This window comes from Bifidobacterium sp. LH_491 (assembly GCF_056356495.1).
Genome location: NZ_JBKEUI010000001.1, coordinates 1720115 through 1740625 on the forward strand (window position 1 = coordinate 1720115; position 20511 = coordinate 1740625).

Consider the following 20511-nt stretch of genomic DNA (forward strand, 5'->3'; position numbering starts at 1 on the left):
CGTTCAGCACTAGGTATACGGATATGGTGAGGATGACGCATGAGATGGAGATGGCTCGAGTTCAGGGGTACGAGTATCTTCAGGAAAAATATGAGCTGTATCCATTATCTGCATTGCTTCTGTATGTGGTATCGCTAACTGGAGATTATGACCTATTGAAATCTCTGTCTATTGTCATTTCCCTTTTATCTATTTTTGGTATAGGGAGAGCTCTCCGTAAAATGGGCGGTTCGAGACAGTTGGTTTTTATTGTGCTTCTCTATATCCTGGCTTTTCTTGACTTTTCATATCCAGCTGATACTGTCAGATCTTTCACGGCTTATTCAGTCTTCTGTTTCGCTATTATTTGGGGTGAGCTTTCGACTTCGCGTAATAAGTGCATTCTGAAGCATGGCTTATTGTTGGCTGCAACATTATTGCACATATCGTTGTTGCCAATATATCTGTTGTACTGCCTTTCGGGCGCAAAAAGTAACTTACTGAAAAAAATTGTTGCCATTTTAGGGCTAATCTACTTCTATCTATTAAATATTTCTATAGATGTGGTAACGCGTATAAATGCCAATATTGGCTGGAAGTTGCAGTTGTATTTTAATCCGGAAGGGCAATGGTATTCCGCTACACCTTCGCGCATGCAAGCGCTATACATGCTAGTTGGTTTATTTTTTGTCATTTTTCTTGTATTTTGTAATAATTATTTTGAAAAAAGAGGTTTTAGGTCAGATATACCTTCCAAATATAAAACTTTCGTCATTCTGTCGATATGTTACATGGCTGGTTCGTATCCGAGTGATGTAACATTTTCTCGTATGGTGCCGCTGGTGGTAATGTGTTCTGCGCCTTATTTATTGGAATATTTACGTTTTTTTAATGATGGAGAAATTCTTCAAAGGGGGGTCGGGAGACCGTTATCGTTGTTGGCGTATAGCGTTGTAATCGTTTATATTTTCACCTGCTTCGTCTTGCGAGGTATTGCGTCTTATGCGGATTTCTACGTCTTATTGTGATGAGTTTGTATCTGTTGAAAATAAAAAAAAGACGAGAAACAGCAAAATTGAGCTGCTTCGTGTTGTCTCTATGTTCATGATACTGCTTCACCATTGTGCAATATATAACACTGTTGATATTAACAAAATTGCGCCGGGTGTAATCCGGTTTTTTCTTCAGGTAGTTGCTGTTGGTGGGGGTAAGGTTGGAGTGGTCATATTTTTTGCGATTACTGCTTGGTACGGTGCGCAAAAACAAGTTACGTTGAAGTCGAACATACTGAAAATATGGTTTTTGGAAAGGCAACTCTTATTTTGGAGCATCATCTTGCTGGTGGTTTCTCTGATTTTTCTTCGCCCGTTTGTAAGCATAAGTATTATGCTGAAATCTCTGTTCCCTCTTGCCTTGGGCCTATGGTGGTATCCTACAGCATTCGCGATTTTTCTATTACTGGAACCTTTTCTTCAGCTGGGCTTGCGCGCCCTTGGGGCATCGAATCACATAAGACTTTCCATGATACTTGTGGGAATATATGGGATTCTTGGGCTTTTCCCCGGAACTCCAACTCTTAGTGGAGCATTTGGTCTCATATATATCTATGTGTTGGTGACTGTTTATCAGTGGTATTTTTACCCGGATCCAGGGCTATCAAGACGATACATGTGGGTGGGCGTGGGGATTGCCGTTGCTATTATTACTTTTTATTTTGCGGCGTCTGTTGTTGCATTTTATTTTGGACATTATGTTGGGCTATTCATCACGGGAGACTGGAAATTGCCCGTTGTCTTGATTGGTTTTATAGCATTTTTGCGAGTATTAGAAAGTAAGCCTATCACCAATCGATTTATCAACTCTATCGCCAGATCGTGCTTTGCTGTGTATCTCATTACCGAATATCCGGTTGTTCGTGATCTGCTATGGAAGCGTTTTGTCATTTTGGAAGGTATGGATAAGCAGGCATGGTTGACCTGCGGTGGTGTAGTGGCGTGGCTTATTCTCATATTTGCCGTATGTATTGCTGTGGATTATGTTCGCCGGATACTGTTCCGTGTATTTTTGCAGTGGAATAAAGGAGATACTTTGTTGCGTTACTGCTCTGCATTGGATAAGAGATTCAATAAGTATGGTGTTTAAGCAGAGGAATTTATATTTTAAACAAGCTATATCTGAAAATATATGAGTTTCTAAATGAACTACGTCCTGCTCGTTGGACTCGGTTTATTAGGATACAGGGTCAGGTCGCGAGGGATACGCTGCGGAATTCCTCCGGAGTGGGGTGAGCCGTACCCGGCCGTTTTTTGTGGTCCAGTGGACGACGTGCGCATCGAGCTCGGCCTTGGATCGCTTGTACGAGTCGGACGCGTCCCCGGTAGAACTCTTTTTTCGGGTGGCCGAACGCCTGTTCGGTGGTGGCGTTGTTCAGAAAGTTGCTCTTGTGGCTTAGGGAGTAGCGGAGGTGCTGGCATCCGAAATCCTTCCTCCACCGGGGCGGGCTGGGCGAGAGCACGGCGAGCAGGCGACTCTGCTGGACCATGTCGGGATGCCTAGCTGACGTACCAAGACACGATTTCCTTACTGTCCACGTCGTACACGGGCACGAGGTATGCCTTGGCTCTGACTGCCCCGAACTCGGTGATGTCGGCGCCGAACTCCTTGAATGGTCGGTCGGCGCGGAAGTCTGGTCCGAGCGGGTTCGGTTCCTCGCGCCCGCATCGTTGTGGTACGAGTTGTACCTGCTCCACGGGTTTCGAGTGCGGATGGCGTACCTGCGCCCCATATGACGTATAACCGTGAGTATGGTCTCGTCCGGCGCGCTGCGCCGGAACTCGTCGTCGTAATGTCTTCTTCGATCATCTCACATACGAAAGAACCACACCTCCGATTATCGAATCTGAATTCCTCCCGTCCAACAATCGGGGTGCAGTTATTTTGTCGACTTTGTAGATCGTTCGAGTTTCGTCGTGTATTTTATTATTAACTATTTGGGTGCGTGGGATTGATCGTGGTGAACCTTCTTGCACAGGAGCGGTAGTGAGATGTATGTATTGCGAGTTTTTTTGAATGAGTGTTGATTGTGGAAGTCGTCACGATCGAGGGGAGATGTACCTGCTATCTATTGCTTGTAGTTCGTTAAATGAATCTATTTCTGAGACATCGTCAAAAGTGCATTCATTGATGTGAACGTCGTAATGGCTCTTGCGGAGGATGCATGGAATGTCATCCCAGAAACGCTGCTGGTTATCCGGGTCCCTATAGCATTCTTCCAGGTCGGTGGATAAGCGATTGCCGTCTTCTTCGGTCCAATAGCTGATGCCGTACATGTGATGGCAGTTTGTTCCACCCTTATGTAAGTCGGTAATTTTGCCATCTGACACATCGAAACACCAGTCAGGGGTTTCTGTAACTTTGACGCCGCAGTAACTTGAGGTGTAGTGGTATGGTTTCAATATTTTAGGATTGCGGATGAGCAGGTCGCTTTCAAATACGTACGCATTTTCGAAAAGGTGTCGAGCCGCATATGCTGAAGAAATGTTATTCGTTGTGTCATACCGATCGTTATGGATAAGGGTGACCATTGGATAGTGCTTCGCGAGGAGCTCAAAGCACTCTGCTTTATACCCGGTTACGATATATATTTCTGTGATGTCGATGGCGAGAAGCGCGTCAAGTATTGTCGAGATGATTGTTTTGCCGTTGACATTGACAAGTGGTTTTGGGGTATTGATGGTAATCGGAGCCATTCGGCTGCCGAACCCACTTGCTAGCAACACTGCACGTTTTGCCCTATATGGCTCCAGCTTGTCGATATCGGATTTGGTCGCTGAGTGGTTCTCGTATTTGTGCAGAAGTCGATCGAACTCGTCGAGGGTGAGCTTATTCATGTTTTGCATCCTTTGTTGATTATTGCAGCTATTCCAGTTCAGACTCCGCGATGAGTATTGCAGCGAACTCTTCTTCGGGCGCATTGGAAACTAATCTAGCTTTTGCCCAGAACATAAAATACACAATGCCGATTATATAGATAACGAGAACGCAGCAGGCTGCTTTCACATCGACGAAGAATGTGGAGATGATTGCCACAAGAGAAAGTGCAAGGCCAATCGACGAGGTGTATATGCCGCCGGGTGCCTCATATCCTCGGTGCATGAGAGGCGACTGCACGCGCAGCAAAATATGGGATAGATTCATGAGAACGTATGATGCACATGCTCCAAATACTGCGATATTGAGGATTAGGCTTCCATCCTGCATGACATATACGATGCCTATTCCAATCGCGGAAAGCGTGAGGAGCGCGGTGTAGGGTGTTTTCCGTGAACCGGTGAGCGATAAAGGGGTCGGTAGGTAGCCGGCTCTTGATAGCGCAAATATTTGTCGAGAACCAGCATACATTAGACTGAAGAAACTAGCTATCAGCCCCAAGAGGCCAGCTATATTGAGGAACAAAGCCATACCTGGGCTTCCTATGGCGGTTAGCGCATCGATAAGCGGGGCATCGGAAATTCCGGCAGCTTTGGCGCCCATGACTCCAGAAACAAGCAGGAGCGACAAGAATCCTGTTGCGGATAATATGGCCATTGCTCCGATGAGTCCGCGAGGCATATCTTTCTTGGGATCCGTACACTCTTCTGCGGCGAGGGGAACTCCTTCCACTCCTAAGAAGAACCAAATGCCGTATGGAAGACATGCCAAAACGCCGTTCCATCCCGCAGGAAGAAAAAGGCTTCGGTCGTTTGTGGTGGGTTGCATGTTGAAAAGGTTTGATAATTGGAAGTGGGGTGCGGCGGTTACCGTGAATGCTAGGAGAGAGAGAAGGGCGATTAGGGTGACGGCGAAAGTAAAACGCAGCGCCTCGCCGACGCCGGCTATATGTATTGCGGTAAAAACGATGTATGTGAGGATTACCAATAGGATGGTGGGGGCATTGGGGAGTATTCCGAGGGTTTGAATGTAGTTGGCGATAAAGGTGGAGATTGCTGCTGGTGCGCATACATATTCGATGATGAGAGCAAGTCCGGTGGCGAATCCTCCTGTTCGTCCCATGGCGCTACGAGCGAATCCGTATCCTCCGCCAGCTGTTGGGATGGCGGAGGATAGCTCGGCCAGTCCAAAGACCGTGCACATGTACATGATTCCCATCGTCAGCCAGGCGATGACCAATCCCATCCAGCCGCCTTTGGAGATGCCGTAATTCCATCCCGAGAAGTCGCCGCTAATCGTGTACGCCACTCCGAGTCCGGTGAGGAGTAGCCAGCCGGCCGATCCTTTTTTGAGGGATCTTTTCTCGAAATAGGCTGTATCTTTTGCGTTAGCTGATGTCACCATAACCCCTTTGTTCCTTTGTTCGTGAAATATATTACAAGTCTAGTTCATGAACTAGATAATAGTATATGATTATGAACACTGCTATGTGATCGGTATCCTATTATTGTTTAATATGAGCATTTTCTCGTGGTTCGAGGAGGCGGCGATGTCATTAAGCCCTTATGAATTTGAGGTTCTTAAGCATAAATTACAGAATGCTGATTGTACGCAGCGGGAGTTGTCTGCGATGTCGGAAGTGTCGCTCGGGTCGATCAATAAGGCCATGCGATCGCTTCGAGAATCAGGGCTTATCGACGATGGGGGAACCGTGACGAATGAAGGATGTCTCGCCATAGAACCATATCGCGTGCGGAGCGCGGTGATTCTAGCGGCGGGGCAGGCGGTACGGATGAGGCCGCTGTCGTTCGAGTCCCCGAAGGCCTTATTCAGGGTGGGAGGGCAAGCTCTTGTCGAACGAATGATTGAGCAGCTTCATGACGCCGGTATACATAAGATATGCGTTGTCGTCGGGTATATGAAAGAGAGCTTCTTCTATCTTGAGGATAAATACGGAGTGGATCTAGAGATTAACCCGCTCTATATGGAGAAGAATAACTATTATTCACTCTGGCTCGGCAGGAGTTTTCTGGATAATACTTATATATTGCCTGCTGACCAATATTATGAAAGCAACCCTTTTTCGTTATATGAATATCATTCGTATTGCACCGCTGTAGAGAACACGCGTGCTACGGCCGTGCCTTCGTTGCGCTGCAATTCCAAGGGCATCATCTGTTCCGTAGGGGTTGAGACTAACGGGTGGGTACTGCGGGGGCCTGTGTATTTTGATAGAACTGCCTCACAGCGCATGGTGCGCATTCTTGATGAGGAGAAGGATCTTGCGCGAACTGCATCGAAATGGTGGCATACGATATTTTTTGAACATGTTACCGATTTCCAGGTGTATGGGAAGAAGGTATCTAATGGTCTGATCCATGAGTTTGACGGCATCCAAGACCTCGTCGCGTACGATGCGGATTTTCTCGAAAATGTAGATTCGAGGATTCTCGATAACATTTGTCAGACTTTATCCTGCTCTCGTAGAGATATCGCCAACGTAACTCCTGTGAAGGAGGGGCTGACGAATTTATCGGTGCTATTTTCCGTCAATGGTTCAAAGTACATATATCGGCATCCTGGGGTGGGAAGCAACGAACTCGTGAATAGGCAAGCTGAAGCGTATGCGCTTTCGGCCGCGGCTCGGCTTGGGCTGGATGACACCTACATTTATGAGGATCCTGAGCAAGGGTGGAAGATATCTCGGTACATTGAAAATTGTGTACCGTTCGATTATGGGAATCGCAAGCAAGTCACTCAGGCACTGGCGCTGTTGCGTAAACTCCATGTTGGCGGAGCATGTTCGCCGTGGTCGTTTGATTTTTTTGCTGACTCAGAACGCTTGATAACGATGTTGGAGAGTGTACAGTACCGTATGCCGAATGATTTCGAGGAACTCCGAGCGGCAGTGCGAGCATTGCACGATCGCTGTCAAGTTGATGTGTCTCAGCCTGTATTGTGTCATAACGATTTCTATGGGCCCAATATTCTGGTGAACGAAGATGGAATGCGAATCATTGATTGGGAATATTCCGCTATGGGCGATTGGGCATGTGACATCGGGAATTTTGTTGCGCAAGGGTCTGGCTACTCGGTAAAAGAGACGATCGATATGCTTCATTTGTATTTTGGAAGAGATCCGTCTCGCGAAGAAATTCGTCACTGCCTTGCCGCTGTGGGAATCGTTGGCTGGTATTGGTACGTCTGGGCTATGTACAAGGAAGCATCGGGTTCTCCTATGGGAGAATGGTTGTTTACCTGGTATAAGGCCGCGAAGAAATATACTGCGGTAGCGCTGGATTTATATGAATGATTGACTGGTAAGTGTACAATCCAATTGTATTGTGAATGCGAGGTATAGCATTATGTCAACAGAGGACACGATTGAACTGCTTCTGAATCAAGATAGTCTGTATCCTGAGTGCGATAGAAAATCTCGGGATGAACGTCATGAGGATTTAGTTGATTGGCTACACAAGTATGGTGAGGTTAATGCGAGCTATAACCTGTATGGCCTGGATTGTGTAGGGGGGGGGTGTAGCGATTTTCTCGATAATGGCATATTTAAACAGCAAAGGCATAAAGTTAACTCAACTTTTTATCCCGATGGTTCGCGTTTCTCATACGATTACAGCGTGGTATTCCGAGATAAACGCATGTTTGACATGCTTTTCACAAGGGTTCTGCCGTCGGAATCACTACCGCAGACATATGCCTATTTAATACATGGCGGTATTACCTTCACTGAGGGTAGCGAGACGATTGCTGATTTCATGAGGAAACATGAAGGGGAACATCTGGCAATCAAACGTACCCACGGTTGTCATGGCGATAATTTGATGTCGGTTTATCTGCGAAATGGGCTTGTCTGCTATGACGGCCAAGAGGTCTCTCTTGACGAGTTTGTTGGTCGGATCACAGCTGTTCCAAGTGCTATGTGGGTTATGCAGGGATGGCTTGTTCAGCACGAAGCTCTTGCTGCATTCAATGCTTCTTCAGTGAACACGTTGCGTATGGTTACGTATAACACAGGAGAACGCGTTGTGTTGTCGGGCACGACTTTGTTGGCTGGGCCGCCCAATTCGTTGATTAATAATCCTGCAGAGGGTACAGAAACTCTGTATGGCATTACTGATAAAGGGGCTGTTTGTGAATATGCCTATAATTTCACTCCGGCAAAAAGGTCTATAACGCCTTTGGCTGGCAAAGTGTTGCCTTTTTTTGCAGATGCGTGTGAGTTGGTGAAGCGGGCACATTCCGCAATCCCTGAGGTATTCTCCGTGGGATGGGATGTTGTCATTACTCCTGCCGGTCCGATTCTCCTGGAAGGCAATGATGGGTGGTCGCCTCGTGCCTTGCAGGTTCCACTGCATAGGGGCGAGCGCCCCACGTGGGATTCGCTGCTCAAGGAGCGTGAGTCTTTCTACCATGTGGAATAGGGGAATGGTAATTGAGAGAGTGCAACTTCGAACATATAGTGTTCTTCGATTTTGACAAAACCCTAGTGGATTTTGATACGGTGAATCCATTCATACGATTTGTCTTGAAGAAACATCCCGAGATTCGGGAGTCTGATGCGGATATGTCTTTGCCGCATAAGGAGCGCCGGCTTGGCCTTTTGGCGGGATTGTCCCGTGATGAGCTTGACGGCGTAGCAAGGGATTTTTACCTGCAGGAGGTTCGGAAGCATCTCATCGCTCCCGCAATGCAAGCATTGATTGATTTTCGGAACAGAGGGTATCACATCTGTGTTGTCAGCGGATCTTATGATCTTTATCTTCGTTTTTTTGTTGAAGAGCATGGCGTTGATGATTTGATATGTACCCGAGTGGGTTTTAAGAATAATATTTGCTCCGGAAAGTTCTCAGGTATAGATTGTTTGGGGACTAATAAGATGGTATTGATAGAAAAACAGTATCAGATATCTGATTTTTCTCAAATGGACTCATGGGCTTATTCGGATTCTCAGACGGATACTCCGTTGTTTCAGGCATGCAAAAAAAGAATTGTTGTTTTGCCTAGGAATAAGAAACCGGATTCTTGGATGAATGATTACGATATCCTTTACTATCGCATCCCCTTGGAAACTATCCTAAAGCGAAAAATTCAGTGGCACTGGCGGAAGCTTCGGGGCATAGACTAGAGCTCTTTGATGAAAGCAAAAACGGGGCTGGGTCCTAGGTTTCATATAAATCTAGACCCAGCCCTACTGGTATTCAAGACCTTCTTTATTTGGTATACAGGTCTATGATTTGCTGGCGCGACGTAATACCGTAGTTTTGCGGTATGCCCGTGGATTGCAAATCAGCTCCTTCAAATTTGCCGTTTTGGTAGTACTGCAGATGCATGTACTGTTCATACCATGAGAGCACCTGATCGATAGTGGGGCAGGCGACATCAAATAGATCGCAATATGCGCGGATAATGCACAGGCCCCAAGGGAAATCCTCGGTAAACATTCGAGATCGCAGGTCAACTCGCCAACGGCCATCATGCTCGGTGTCCGGGATTAGTGGCGCGTAAACGGTCTGGAATGTCGGAATTCGATTGATTTTTTGGGTGAGCTCATGTTGTGAGTTGACGCCGTAATGCTTGAGTAAGGGAAGAACTGATGACATATCCAATGACGGCATGGCCGCGAAAAGCTGGTGGAGTTCTCCATCCATGCCGAGAAGAATGCGGGAGGTTTCATCAGACCAGCCAAGATAATATTTGAGGTGTTCTTCAAAAACATGATCAGGGGTATAATTGTGAAACAAGTCGTAGGTGCGCGCGGTATGTAGGACTGGATTTGAAGGCACTAAGGCAACCGCCAAGAAATTGGCGGCCTTTCGAGTGCGTAACCCGCATTGTTCGATAAGCGAGCATGCTGTTTCTGTATCTGCGGAGCGTAAAGCCGCGATTTTGCTATATGGTTTCCAGCTCTTAAGGTTGGTTTCCTGCCCGTAGGATACGAGTTTAGCGGTGAAAGGTACTCTTTGGAAACCGAATAAGTGGGCATTTCCCCGAAATATTGTGTCGAAGAAAAACTCGCAGCCGCCGCTACCGGGGATAACGCCTATATATGCGTTGGTTGTTGTGTACGGGGCTATTTTTTCGAAGGTCTCTCGAATGAGGAAATGAGGTTGTGCAATGAGGATGAGATCTGCATCTGGTATTGCCTCACGCTGGGAATCGGAGATGCGGTCTATGGTGGCGGTATAGGATTCGCCATGCTCGATATCGTTGCAGGTAATAGGTTGAAGGAATTTTTGGGGTTTACCTGTCAGCAGGTTTACCTCGATGGACTTGTCGTAGTGTTTGATGTGGCAGGCCAAGGTCGTTCCGATATGTCCTCCGCCAACGATGCAGACCTTCATGACATTCTCCTATGTTAGTGATTACTTTAAGATACGCGCCAAGCTTTCAGATGATGAGTTATTCGGGCGTTTTCTGGGGGGAGCTGCATATAATCCCCGTAGAAATCAGTGAGAAGCTGATGGTGGCAGCCTGGTGCATTGAGCGTCAGGCCCTCGAATGGTACTTGTTGGTACGCTTCGAACTCGGATTTCTTGTATTTTAATGGGATTTTCATTCCTCCTGCATAGCAGGAGACGAATTCACTAGTATCGTAAGGATATTTCCGGAGTAGTTCGTCTAATTTGACATCCAATTTATTTGCATATGTTGCCGGGAAGAGGGCTTTATAAGCCTGCTTGATTATGCGTTTGGGGAATGAATGAGTGGCGCTAGGATTGATGGAAAGCCAAGTGCGTTGCTGGCGCAAACGTACAATCTTGCGAAGCCAAGCTGTTCGTTCTTTGTCGTTGGTCGGTACGCCATCTATAGGGAATACGTCGATCCATAGATACTGATTGGCGGTACCGTCATAGGACGGTTCTTGTGCTCTGATTTGTGAATTACATATTTTGGCAAATTGCAGACCGAGGCTTTGTGGTCCGGGAGCCACACCGAAGAGAGGTGCTGGCAGCTGGTCGAACAAGGTAAGGAGCTTATCGTAACTGGGGCGGGGCATGCATATATCGATATCGTCATCCCATGGAATGAAACCTTGATGGCGAATTGCACCCAATAGTGTGCCTGCATATAAGGAATATTTGAGATGATGGCTCTCGAGAAAAAGGGCAGTTTGTTTCAGTAGCCAGTGTGATTCCTTTTGAATTTCAGGCAATGAGAGCAATTCCATAGAGTTGAACACCTTCTCTACTTGTTGGCGAATATGTAATGTCGGGCGTACCATGCCCGAGTGAAGAATAAGGCTGCCTCTGAGATACATCGTATCACGGCAATAGTTTTAAGATCTGCAATTCCTGCGATAGTTGCTAAAGAGAGCAATGCAATGCAAAGAAGAGCGGAGAATACAGTAGTCGTGGTGATCTCCCGAACTTTGCCCGATGCTCCTAGAACAGGCCAGCCGAGCAGAATGGTAAAGAATGAGAAGAACAGTAGTGGGGAAACCCATCGAATGATCCAGGCGCCCGAAACGTACTGCTGGCCACCGAGTATTAACATCACTAAGTCAGAGCATGAGGCGAAAAGAAATGTTCCTAGGAGCACCGCGGGAAGCAATATGATGATGACCTTGCGCGCAAAGCGGAAGTCATTATGTACGACCATATGCGGATAGAGACTGTTGGAAATAGGGGAATACAGTGATTGGATTGCTGATACTGAAGTCATAGATACGGACCAGTATGCAACCAGTGTCTTGTCATGAATTACTGCTCCAATGAGCAGAGTGGTGAAGCCAGTTAGGGCCACTGACGATATATTGGACAGTCCATACAAACCAGATTCTCGCAATTCTGATATTGCGCTTCGCGGTGGGGCGGGAGCGATTCTAGTGCCGAAGATCCTATATGCAGCAGCAAACGACCAGATAAGCGCAATAATGCTAGAAGCTATATCCAGTATTGGTATCCACAAGATATCGTTGATGGACGATACGCATACGAACGTAAGCGCCGTGGAAAACCCCTTTGATATCAGGAATCTAGTTGTCAGAGGCCCCATGGTTTCGTGGCCCTGGAAGAGGAAATCAGGGGCAAGGCCGCGGCCTGTAACTGCGAAGTACGACAACATTGTGTAAAGGATATTGGCGCGGGTGATTGGTAAGAAGAGAGCTATTACTGTGACGGCCAAGCCTACTATGACAGAGAGTAGGATGCGTGCTTCGGTAACCGCTCCGATAATTTTGTTTTGTTCGGCAATAGTGGTGGCTCGCGCTATCTTCTTGGTGCCGGATAAGTTGAAGCCGAAGTCAATAAAAGTTTGAGCGAAACTCATAAAAGCCAGCACGTAGGCGTATACGGCATAACCGTGTGGTTCGAGCACTCGTGTCAGATACGGTACCGTGATGAGGGGGAATAGATACTTTACGGCTTGAAGCCCGTACTGCCATATAACATTGGAATAAAAGCGTCCGTGATGCTTTGTGGTCATATTCTATTCCTCGAATATACGTATGTCTGTTACAGAAAGAAAATCATACCCTTGCTGGGGGATAGTTATCTGCTCGATTGTTTAATTTTATGGGTTTCTAACCTTTGGTGGGGTGGGTGAAACAGTGGTGATGTTTATGTCAGTTATGTGTCCTATGAGTCTATACCTTGATATTTATTTCTCATTATGGATGAGATGAATCACTATTGTCCAGATTAATCTCTGGTATTGAGGGTGTTTCAAACTTATAGTCAGTTTATGTAATTAAACCAACTTGGGCTTGTTGCATGCGGATGGGCCATGGGAAACCATTTCTCGATAAGAACAAGTGTGCCCAGTTATGCCTGTAGGTGTTGCCAAATGAAGTGGAATTTGTGGAATATACTCTGATGACTGATGTAATTGTACCGAGCCGTGCCTCGTCGGATCGGACCCTTGGCTTTTCCGATGGAATCGAGTGCATGATGTGTCAGGCCTTACTTACGTAATCTTATGTAACTAGGGCTACTTGCTGCAGTGGCTGTATGATACTCCGTTTTTTACCTCCAGATATTTTGCCTGCTTGCAGAATTTCAGTCCTGGCGCCTCGTGCAATATGACGGTATTGATGCACTGGATTATTTTGCGGTTGGCTGGACGGATCGTGAACATGTGTTGATCGTCTGCCGCGCATATGAGGCATACGCGTGAATGGAGCGGAAATATGAGCATGGGGATGTGGTCATCATCTCTGATGTAAGGTGTGGATATCCCGACGAAGGGGCAACATGTGGTGTGCAGTAACTCGAAGCTGTAATTGGACCTGAGGATGTTAGCCATTTCACAGAGCGGGCTTTCACGGTAATCGCCGAAAATCGGCATGACCGTCAGTGTTTTTGCGAGGTACTCGGCCACTTGTTCGGGAAGAAGGGTTGCGTCGGGTAAAGTCTCTCCGGTGGTTTCCTCCAGTAGCGCAAGGAGCGAATCGGTGGTTCCATAGCCATGCGCGGTCATTTTCTGGAGTAGGGACTCCTTGATTGCCGGAAGGGTCGTATTGAGGTATTCGGGGGAGCGGCATACCATCGATGCTGTAAAAATAGACAGATCGGCGATGATTCTGGACAACCCATCGTCCGTTATAGATGCGATGCGAGGTCCCCGGATAGCCGCGATGATGTCTCGGTATTGCGGAGCGATGCAGCTCTCTGCCACTGCCAGTACTTGCTCGATGGAGTTTGGGGCGAGTGTCATCCCGTTCGGATTGTTCGGATTGTTCGGATCGGCCGGGGTTTCATACAGGAGTTTTTCAAAACCGACATTTTCGGGTTTTTGATTGCGCAACAGCTTGTTCTCTCGCGTAAGAACTGCCAGTCGATCGTTCTTGGTGAATCCGTTGAGAAAAAATCGGGGTACGTAGTGTTGTCTGCGTGTGGTTGGCTTGCCAATTGTTGGCATTTGTTGGGATTGTGGCATGGTGTCTATTATATGGATGTCTGTGTATACAGAGGCGAACTAGTATCATGTTTGAGCTTATGATGCTTTTTATTCCTTGCCCGTGTCCAAGGAATTCTAACAATAGCTGTTTGGTCGTTTGCTTACACTGTTTTCGCCGCGCGTATTGGACGTATGGTTTTTCTGTATTTTCTGAGGATTATTTTTCTTGTGGCGATTATTATATGTATGATGTGTGGGTGCTGACTGTGGTGTTGAGCATTCGCAATATTGGCATGGGCAAGCATCGTAGTTTCTTTATGCGGAATATGCACTTCAAGATGGTTTCGTGGATGTATTCGGAATATGTTTGGGTGCACTTTATGAAGATGTGCATGGCTCTGTTTTGCGCATGCTTTAGGCGGGTAGAAGATGGTGCTCGAGAAATTTTTGATGACTCTAATACAGGAGTACATCTTTTCGTTTGTCTGAGAAGTTATGACTGCACGGCTATGGGCGAGACATGAGCTACAGGATTATTTTGCGATTGTCTATCTGGTATCTGATATGATTCACGTGTGTTCCGGTATTCCAAGGATGAGATATGAAGATTAGATATACATGGATCGATGCAATGAAGGGGATTGGCATCTTTTTGGTTGTGTTTGGTCACACTATAAATACCGGTGAATTGTTGCACTGGATCTATTCCTTTCATATGCCGCTATTCTTTATAATTTCAGGGTTTCTAGTATCCCCCCCCCCGTTGAGAGCTGAGGGTATAGGGGATTTCATTAAGAAGCGTCTTAAAACGTTGATGTTGCCATATCTCACGTTTGTCGTAATCACTATGGCGTACTGGTTTGTCATAGAACGAAATATGAGAGATTGGTCTGGTAGCTTGCGTGACGTATGGCTCAATATTGTCCTCATGCGTGGTGGATCTGATAATTGGCCTGAAAACGCTGTGCTATGGTTTTTGCCATGTTTATTCCTCGTTGAATGTTTATATCAAGTGTTCGCTTTCTGTGGTTCCAAACTGATGGGAGGCGCAAAGATCGTCGCATATGCCGTTCCTGTTGTATTGATTATTGTCGGGGTGATTTGGGGAGTTATTTGTCAAAACATAGTGGTCGTGCAATATGGTCGGCTGCCATGGACTCTTGACATCGTGGGTGCCGCGTTGTCCATGTACGCGCTGGGAGCAATGTTAGCGCGTTGGAAAGCATCCGTAGTTGGATACGTGGATAAAGCTGGAGTTTTCCGTAGGCTCGGGGCATTTCTCCTTGGCGTTATACTTTGGGGCATACTGCTTTGCATTGTTTGGCATATGAACTATCAGATTAATTTTTCTGAGGGGCGTTTTGGCTTGCCTGCTATGCTCTTTGCTACCGCGGTATTGGGAACTTTGGGCACGTTTGCGATTGCGGTCTCTTGCAATGTCTCGTTGTTGCAGCGTCTGGGGCAGGCGTCGATGGTGATTATGGGCTTTTCCGAGCCGATCAAACGTGTTCTGATACATGTCTGCGCGATTGCTTTGCGGATGTCGGATGATGCGTTGAGAAGTAGCGTGGTCTTGAGCTTGCTTCCGACGGCGGCTACATTAGCGGCATGCTATGTCATCTACCTCATCGCCATTCGGTATTGTCCCAAACTCATCGGTAAGTGGGCGCCGTCGCATTGAGAGGTGACGGGACTGTCATGATTGCCCCGGTACATTCGCGTAATACTTCCGCTTGAAACAGCGCAGACTGCTTGCAAGAGATTCTGGGTTTGTATCTGAGCGTCTTAGGAGGAGACGGTGGACGTCTGCGGCGGTGAATGGCTCGCGATGGGAAGTGGATGCCGGTAGGAGGCATTCGTAGAGCATCTGCGTGGGCATCGTGGCGGTAAATGCTTGGCGGCGTTTGCCGAGGTTGAGCGCGTTGGCTGTTTGCTGGAACAGAGTCATCCGGGAGTCCCCGGTCAAAGTGCCACTGTGGACCAAGGTGAGTACGTTCTGCGGCAGGGAATCGCGGTCGAGTGTGTGTTTCTCTGCGGAGTCTCGGTTATCGCTGACTGGAATATCACCAAGATGGACGGTTGGCTGCAGCCCCTGCTTCCTGCAGTTGGTCGCAAAAGCGCCATTGCGGCAATCGATGATGGCCGCGTTAGACAGGTCGTTACCCGTGGAGGGAAGCATAGCCAACGCGATCCAGTCGAGGTGATGAGACGCCTCCTCAAGAAGCATGTACATGTCGGTAAACATTGGGATGTTGCCAGCGTCCAGTTTGGTGGTTGCGCCGGGCGTATTCAGAAACAAATCGCGACGGTCGCTGTGCAACTCGATAAGGAATCCTAATTCCGGGGTTGGGGCGACGCGTGTGGCGGCTTGCGGGGTGGCTTGCGGGGCGGCGTGCTGCATGTGGTGCGCCTTGGGGTAGGTTGCAAGGTTGCGGAGATACGCTTCGATTTTGGCTAGGTGTCCGTCGAGCCCTTGCTTGAGGGAGGCGAAGAGGTCTTGTAAGGAAGCCTGCTGCTCCTCTGTGACGCGCTTTTCATGTGCGTGTGCAATATGTCGCGTGCTGAAGCGAGCCACCGCTCCTCGTCTTCTTCGGAGATTGCTTCAAGGTGCTTCCTGCGCTGGCGTTCGAGCCAGGCATCCTCTTCGGCCGCTCGCGAGAGGAGGCGTCCTTTTTTGGTGCGGACGAGATGGTCGGCGCGGAAATGTTCCAATCCAATCACCTGGCCGGTTTGTGTGCGCAAAATGAGATCCGGGCGCTCTCCCGTGGCGTCGATGTGCCCTTTCCAGGTTTGTGCCGCCCGCCGTTTGGCTGTGCTCGATGGTCCGGTGGCATTGACACACCATGCGATGGTGGCTTCTAAAATGTTCTGCTCTTCGTTCTGCTGCTGCAACGCGGTCGTACTGCGGGTTGTTGCATGGGGCCGGTGGATGCTATTGGTCATGGCGGCTCTTGTATGGGGGCTCTTGCATGGGGGCTCTTGCATGGAGACTATTGTATGGGGGCGCATAACAAGGTGTTTCGGATCCGCTGACGGTTGTATTGTCGATGGGTTCTGGACGCCGGTGTGTTCTCCCCGCTGCGTAAAGATACACATTTTGATACCGGTGCGGGTTAGGGTTGCTCTGCCGGGGGGCTATGTCTAGAAAAGTGTGTGTTTTTGGGATTGGTGGGATTGCCGTGGGCGTTCCCCGGTGGAAAGGTGTGTGTTTTCACCATTGGTGTGGTGCCCTCCTGCGTTCTCCGTTTGGATGGTGTGTGTTTTCGACATTGGTGGAGTCGCCGCCTGCGTTCTCCGTTTGGATGGTGTGGGTTTTCGGCACTGATAGGACCTGTTTTGTGTGTGTTTTCGACACTGGTGGAGCCGCCGCGGATGCCCCTGCTCGAAAGGTGTGTGTTTGCACCATTCTTGGGGTCTGTTTTGTGTGTGTTTCCGCCACTCTGGGATGGGTGGTGCGTGTTTTCCACACTTTTGGAGGGTAGGAACCGTCGGTGTGGGTGGTGGAAACACGCACCTTCGGTTGCAGGGCCGGGAAGGCGTGGGTTTTTGGTCTTGCCGATGGTGGAAACACGCACTTTCGGGCGGAAGGATGCTGGGGTACGTGGGATATTGAGCCTAAGGTGTGGTGAATGCACAGTTCCATACGGAAATATTCGGTTGGAGTGATGGCGTCGTGCGATGTCTCTGTTGTTCTTTCCCACGGGTATGAGGCTGCCGAATATGGGTACATCATTATGTATTGAATCGGATACTCCTGATTCATCCGCATACACGAATATGCCCATCATGTTCATCTAATAATAGAAAAGCCGTTGCGAAGACGCGGCTCTGGGGATGGTGTTAAACGCTGTTTAGCCGTTCGTATCCGGCGTCGTATAAGGCCTGCGCGCAGCGTATACCATGGTGCTCACGAAGAGTTGTGCGGGGGGGGGTATTCCGGTGTACGCCTGTCTGAATCGCGCGAGACGATCCTCTGCGGTGTTGCTGATTATTATCGTATGTTTCGCGGCTGTTGTTTTTTAGTATGATGATGCCCGTATTTTTCAGAGTGGGCCTCGAGGTTTTATGGTGTAATGTATGAGGCAGGCGCTGGAGTCCAAGAGAAGGATTCCAGCGCCATTGGGTTTTGCCGAATACTGTTGCGAGAGCTAGCTTCTGAGAAGAACCTCCTCTAAAGCCTGTCGGACGGTGCTCGGCATATGCGAATCGGAACAATCTTCCATATCGGGGCCACTGACATGTTCCAGAGAATCGAGTGTAGTCAGAGCTCGTGGACCAAGCTGTTGTATAGCTCTGTTGGCACGTTCTTTGGTGAGATACGGCATATTTGCTCGGCGGAGAATCGCGAAAGCGTCTATTGCGAGAGGGTTTTCAGCGAAGGTTGTCCGATCAAGGGTAATGGCAATATCTTGGTTTACAGGTACTTGTGCGAGTTGTACTATGAGCGTGAGCGTTTCATCGTCGTACTGGGTTTGTGAGCAAATTTGGGTGCCATTGACGCATACTGTTGCATTGCACTTGCTAATAGCTCGGAATCGTATGGACCAACTGCGAGTTTGTGGGACGCAATCGGTGTCGCCGCTAGCCGCGCGGATGTGGAACGATGCTGTATCCGTGTTCCACCGATATGTCATCTCAGTACGTGCGGGCGCAGGATTTTCGTTGCTTGCCCCGTTGTCTTCCACGAGGGTGAAAGATCCATTGGCTCCGGGGAATACGTAGATTTCGAGTTGTTCTGGATTGGTTACAGAATTGACGGAGTCTTCGGACAACGGTTGCATTGGTATGATGGCTCCAGCCTTGGCAAATATCGGTATCGCTTCGAGCGGGCGCCATACCGACATTACGCGGCCTTGTTCTGTTGGTGAGGAGTACCTGCGTCCGTTGAAAAAGTCGAACCAGTCTCCTTGCGGTAGCCAAACTTTGGTTTTACTCATATGGGAAGCGGAGTCCGTAGGAGTGACTGCTGGAGCCGCCAACAGCTCAGAGCCAAACATGAATTCGTTGGACGCTTCATATGCTTCATCCAATTCTGGATGATCCCAATACATTGGCGTGACTAGGGGTTTGTTTTCTTCGGCGCTACGCCAGTTCATGGTATAGAGATATGGAATGAGTTGGTGCCGTAGCCGCAAAGCATCGGACATGCGGCGTTCGGTTGCAGGGCTGAAATTCCAAGGCTCTTTGCTGTTGAAGGGGGAGGTTGTTGAGTGCAACCTATTGATGGGGCTGAAAGTCCCTAGTTGATACCAGCGTGTTTCAAGCTCTTCGTCATAGTATCCAAACATGTGTCCGCCGATATCGTGGCTCCACCACCCATATCCAATATTGCTAGCTGTTGCGGTGAAGTAGGGTTGATATTGCAATGATTCCCATGTCACAATGGTGTCGCCGGAAAATCCTATGGGGTAGCGTTGAGAGCCGGGGCCGGCATATCTTGATAAGATGAGAGGCCAACGTCCGTCTCGTGCTGCGTGTAGATAGTGCATATGGTTGAGGGCCCATAGCGGGTCTAGTCCTTGCTGTCGCGTTACACCTCCTTGTTGCCAATCGATCCACCAGAAATCAACTCCTTCGTCTTCTAAACGCTTGTGCACGTCGAAATATGTTGATATGAAGTCTGGGTCGGTGAGATCAAATTCTATGGTTGTGTCGGAATTCGGATCTATGCCCATGCTGTGTGCGGCTTGGGCATAGCATTCCTCGAAAGGTCTGATGCCATCCCTGGGGTGTATATTCAGCGTGGTGTGGTATCCAAGCTGATGAACACGATGCAAAAACTCCTTGGGATTGGGGAATAGCGTCTTATTCCATGTGTATCCGGTCCATCCGGAGCCGTATTTCGGGTCAATTCCGTCGACGAGATGCCAATCCATATCTATGGTCGCCACGGTGAAAGGTAGCCTGTTGGAGGCGAACCGTTCGAGCAGGGAGACATATTCTTGGTCGGTGTATTGGTGGAATCTGCTCCACCAATTGCCGAAGGCGTAGCGCGGGAGCAGTGGTTGTTTGCCCGATAGATTACAGAAATCGGACACAGCTTCGCTGTACCGATGTCCGTATCCGAAGAAATATAAATCGGTCTCCGGGTTTGTTCGTGGCTTAATGGTCGTATCGTCAAGGAAGACACATGATTGCGAGTCGTCAATGACTGCCCAGCCATCCCGTGACGTCACGCCGTTGGAGAGTTGGATTGCGCCATTGGCCCAGTCGAGGGTGCGTGCTGTGCCTTTGAGATTTCCGGTTTGTTTGTCGCCGAAATGCCATGTATTGGTCTTGGTATCGGAGAGTCCCTTGACGACGATGCTCAGGCCTTCTTTGCTGAACGGTTGCTTGTTGTAGGTTAACCGAAGGTACTTGGTTTCTACAGTAATCCAGTCGGGTGTGTCGCATATTTCATAGTGGGGTGTTCTGGTGAACCCTCTGTTGGTAATGGCGAGCGTCGGTAGATCCTCGAAGGTGTTGGTTTCTGACCATTCAAGTCGAAAGAGAGAATCGGATAAAACTCCGATGCGCCATTGGTTGCCGCGAATAATAGCATTTTCGTTCATATGAGGCTTGTAGTGCATTGGTCTCCCCTGGTAGAAGTTCATAGTGAATACATGAGAAACGTATCATTTTTGCAATAAGTTTGCAACCGTGTGCAATATGTAGTACAATCAAAACAAGAGCAATTTATCTCATTTTATATAAAAAATATGCACAGGGATTCATTGCAGTATGCTTTGTGATGTTTCTTCGGGAAGG

Annotated in this window: 15 protein-coding genes; 6 read left to right on the forward strand and 9 right to left on the reverse strand. The window is 48.2% G+C overall.

Annotated elements, in window-relative coordinates:
• Positions 1–23: 23 nt before the first annotated feature.
• Both AC1AWK_RS06635 and AC1AWK_RS06640 read left to right on the forward strand, forming a co-directional pair.
• A complete protein-coding gene (locus AC1AWK_RS06635; protein WP_476569170.1) occupies positions 24–1007 on the forward strand; it encodes an EpsG family protein in 984 nt (327 codons plus the stop codon).
• The gene (locus AC1AWK_RS06640) at positions 982–2121 is read left to right on the forward strand and encodes an acyltransferase family protein (protein WP_476569172.1); all 1140 of its coding nucleotides are present in this window, start codon (positions 982–984) and stop codon (positions 2119–2121) included. The genes AC1AWK_RS06635 and AC1AWK_RS06640 overlap by 26 nt, the downstream gene beginning before the upstream one ends.
• Before the next feature lie 950 nt (positions 2122–3071).
• On the opposite strand, the gene AC1AWK_RS06645 is transcribed toward AC1AWK_RS06640, so the two are convergent.
• Complete coding sequence (locus AC1AWK_RS06645) at positions 3072–3869, reverse strand: sugar phosphate nucleotidyltransferase (RefSeq protein ID WP_476569174.1); 798 nt, start codon at positions 3867–3869, stop codon at positions 3072–3074.
• A 28-nt stretch (positions 3870–3897) separates the two neighbouring features.
• A complete protein-coding gene (eat, locus tag AC1AWK_RS06650; protein WP_476569176.1) occupies positions 3898–5313 on the reverse strand; it encodes an ethanolamine permease in 1416 nt (471 codons plus the stop codon).
• 112 nt (positions 5314–5425) lie between these two features.
• Between eat and AC1AWK_RS06655 the strand changes: the two genes are divergently transcribed.
• Genes AC1AWK_RS06655 through AC1AWK_RS06665 form a run of 3 tightly spaced genes read left to right on the forward strand, consistent with a single transcriptional unit; the run spans position 5426 to position 9052 of the window.
• Positions 5426–7222, forward strand: coding sequence for a phosphotransferase (locus AC1AWK_RS06655; protein WP_476569178.1), 1797 nt, complete (start codon positions 5426–5428; stop codon positions 7220–7222).
• A 52-nt stretch (positions 7223–7274) separates the two neighbouring features.
• Entirely contained in the window at positions 7275–8348 is a 1074-nt protein-coding gene (locus AC1AWK_RS06660) for a sugar-transfer associated ATP-grasp domain-containing protein (RefSeq protein WP_476569179.1), read from the forward strand.
• 38 nt (positions 8349–8386) lie between these two features.
• The gene (locus AC1AWK_RS06665) at positions 8387–9052 is read left to right on the forward strand and encodes an HAD family hydrolase (protein ID WP_476569678.1); all 666 of its coding nucleotides are present in this window, start codon (positions 8387–8389) and stop codon (positions 9050–9052) included.
• An 85-nt stretch (positions 9053–9137) separates the two neighbouring features.
• Here the strand turns inward: AC1AWK_RS06665 and AC1AWK_RS06670 are convergent, their stop codons facing one another.
• From AC1AWK_RS06670 to AC1AWK_RS06685, 4 genes are all read right to left on the reverse strand, one after another.
• The gene (locus AC1AWK_RS06670) at positions 9138–10268 is read right to left on the reverse strand and encodes an NAD/NADP octopine/nopaline dehydrogenase family protein (protein ID WP_476569180.1); all 1131 of its coding nucleotides are present in this window, start codon (positions 10266–10268) and stop codon (positions 9138–9140) included.
• 26 nt (positions 10269–10294) lie between these two features.
• Positions 10295–11095, reverse strand: coding sequence for a LicD family protein (locus AC1AWK_RS06675; protein WP_476569182.1), 801 nt, complete (start codon positions 11093–11095; stop codon positions 10295–10297).
• A 17-nt stretch (positions 11096–11112) separates the two neighbouring features.
• Positions 11113–12351 carry an oligosaccharide flippase family protein gene (locus AC1AWK_RS06680; RefSeq protein ID WP_476569184.1) on the reverse strand — a complete coding sequence of 413 codons (1239 nt, stop codon included), beginning with the start codon at positions 12349–12351 and terminating at the stop codon, positions 11113–11115.
• 504 nt (positions 12352–12855) lie between these two features.
• Complete coding sequence (locus AC1AWK_RS06685; RefSeq protein WP_476569186.1) at positions 12856–13803, reverse strand: DUF4238 domain-containing protein; 948 nt, start codon at positions 13801–13803, stop codon at positions 12856–12858.
• 562 nt (positions 13804–14365) lie between these two features.
• Here AC1AWK_RS06685 and AC1AWK_RS06690 point away from each other — a divergent pair.
• Positions 14366–15445: an acyltransferase family protein gene (locus AC1AWK_RS06690; RefSeq protein WP_476569188.1), complete on the forward strand. Its 1080-nt coding sequence runs from the start codon at positions 14366–14368 to the stop codon at positions 15443–15445.
• 15 nt (positions 15446–15460) lie between these two features.
• Here AC1AWK_RS06690 and AC1AWK_RS06695 read toward each other — a convergent pair whose 3' ends face one another.
• From AC1AWK_RS06695 to AC1AWK_RS06705, 3 genes are all read right to left on the reverse strand, one after another.
• Complete coding sequence (locus AC1AWK_RS06695; RefSeq protein WP_476569190.1) at positions 15461–16165, reverse strand: hypothetical protein; 705 nt, start codon at positions 16163–16165, stop codon at positions 15461–15463.
• Positions 16166–16218: 53 nt separating this feature from the next.
• Entirely contained in the window at positions 16219–16707 is a 489-nt protein-coding gene (locus AC1AWK_RS06700) for a hypothetical protein (protein ID WP_476569192.1), read from the reverse strand.
• 1205 nt (positions 16708–17912) lie between these two features.
• Positions 17913–20315, reverse strand: coding sequence for a glycoside hydrolase family 31 protein (locus tag AC1AWK_RS06705; RefSeq protein ID WP_476569194.1), 2403 nt, complete (start codon positions 20313–20315; stop codon positions 17913–17915).
• Positions 20316–20511 lie beyond the last annotated feature (196 nt).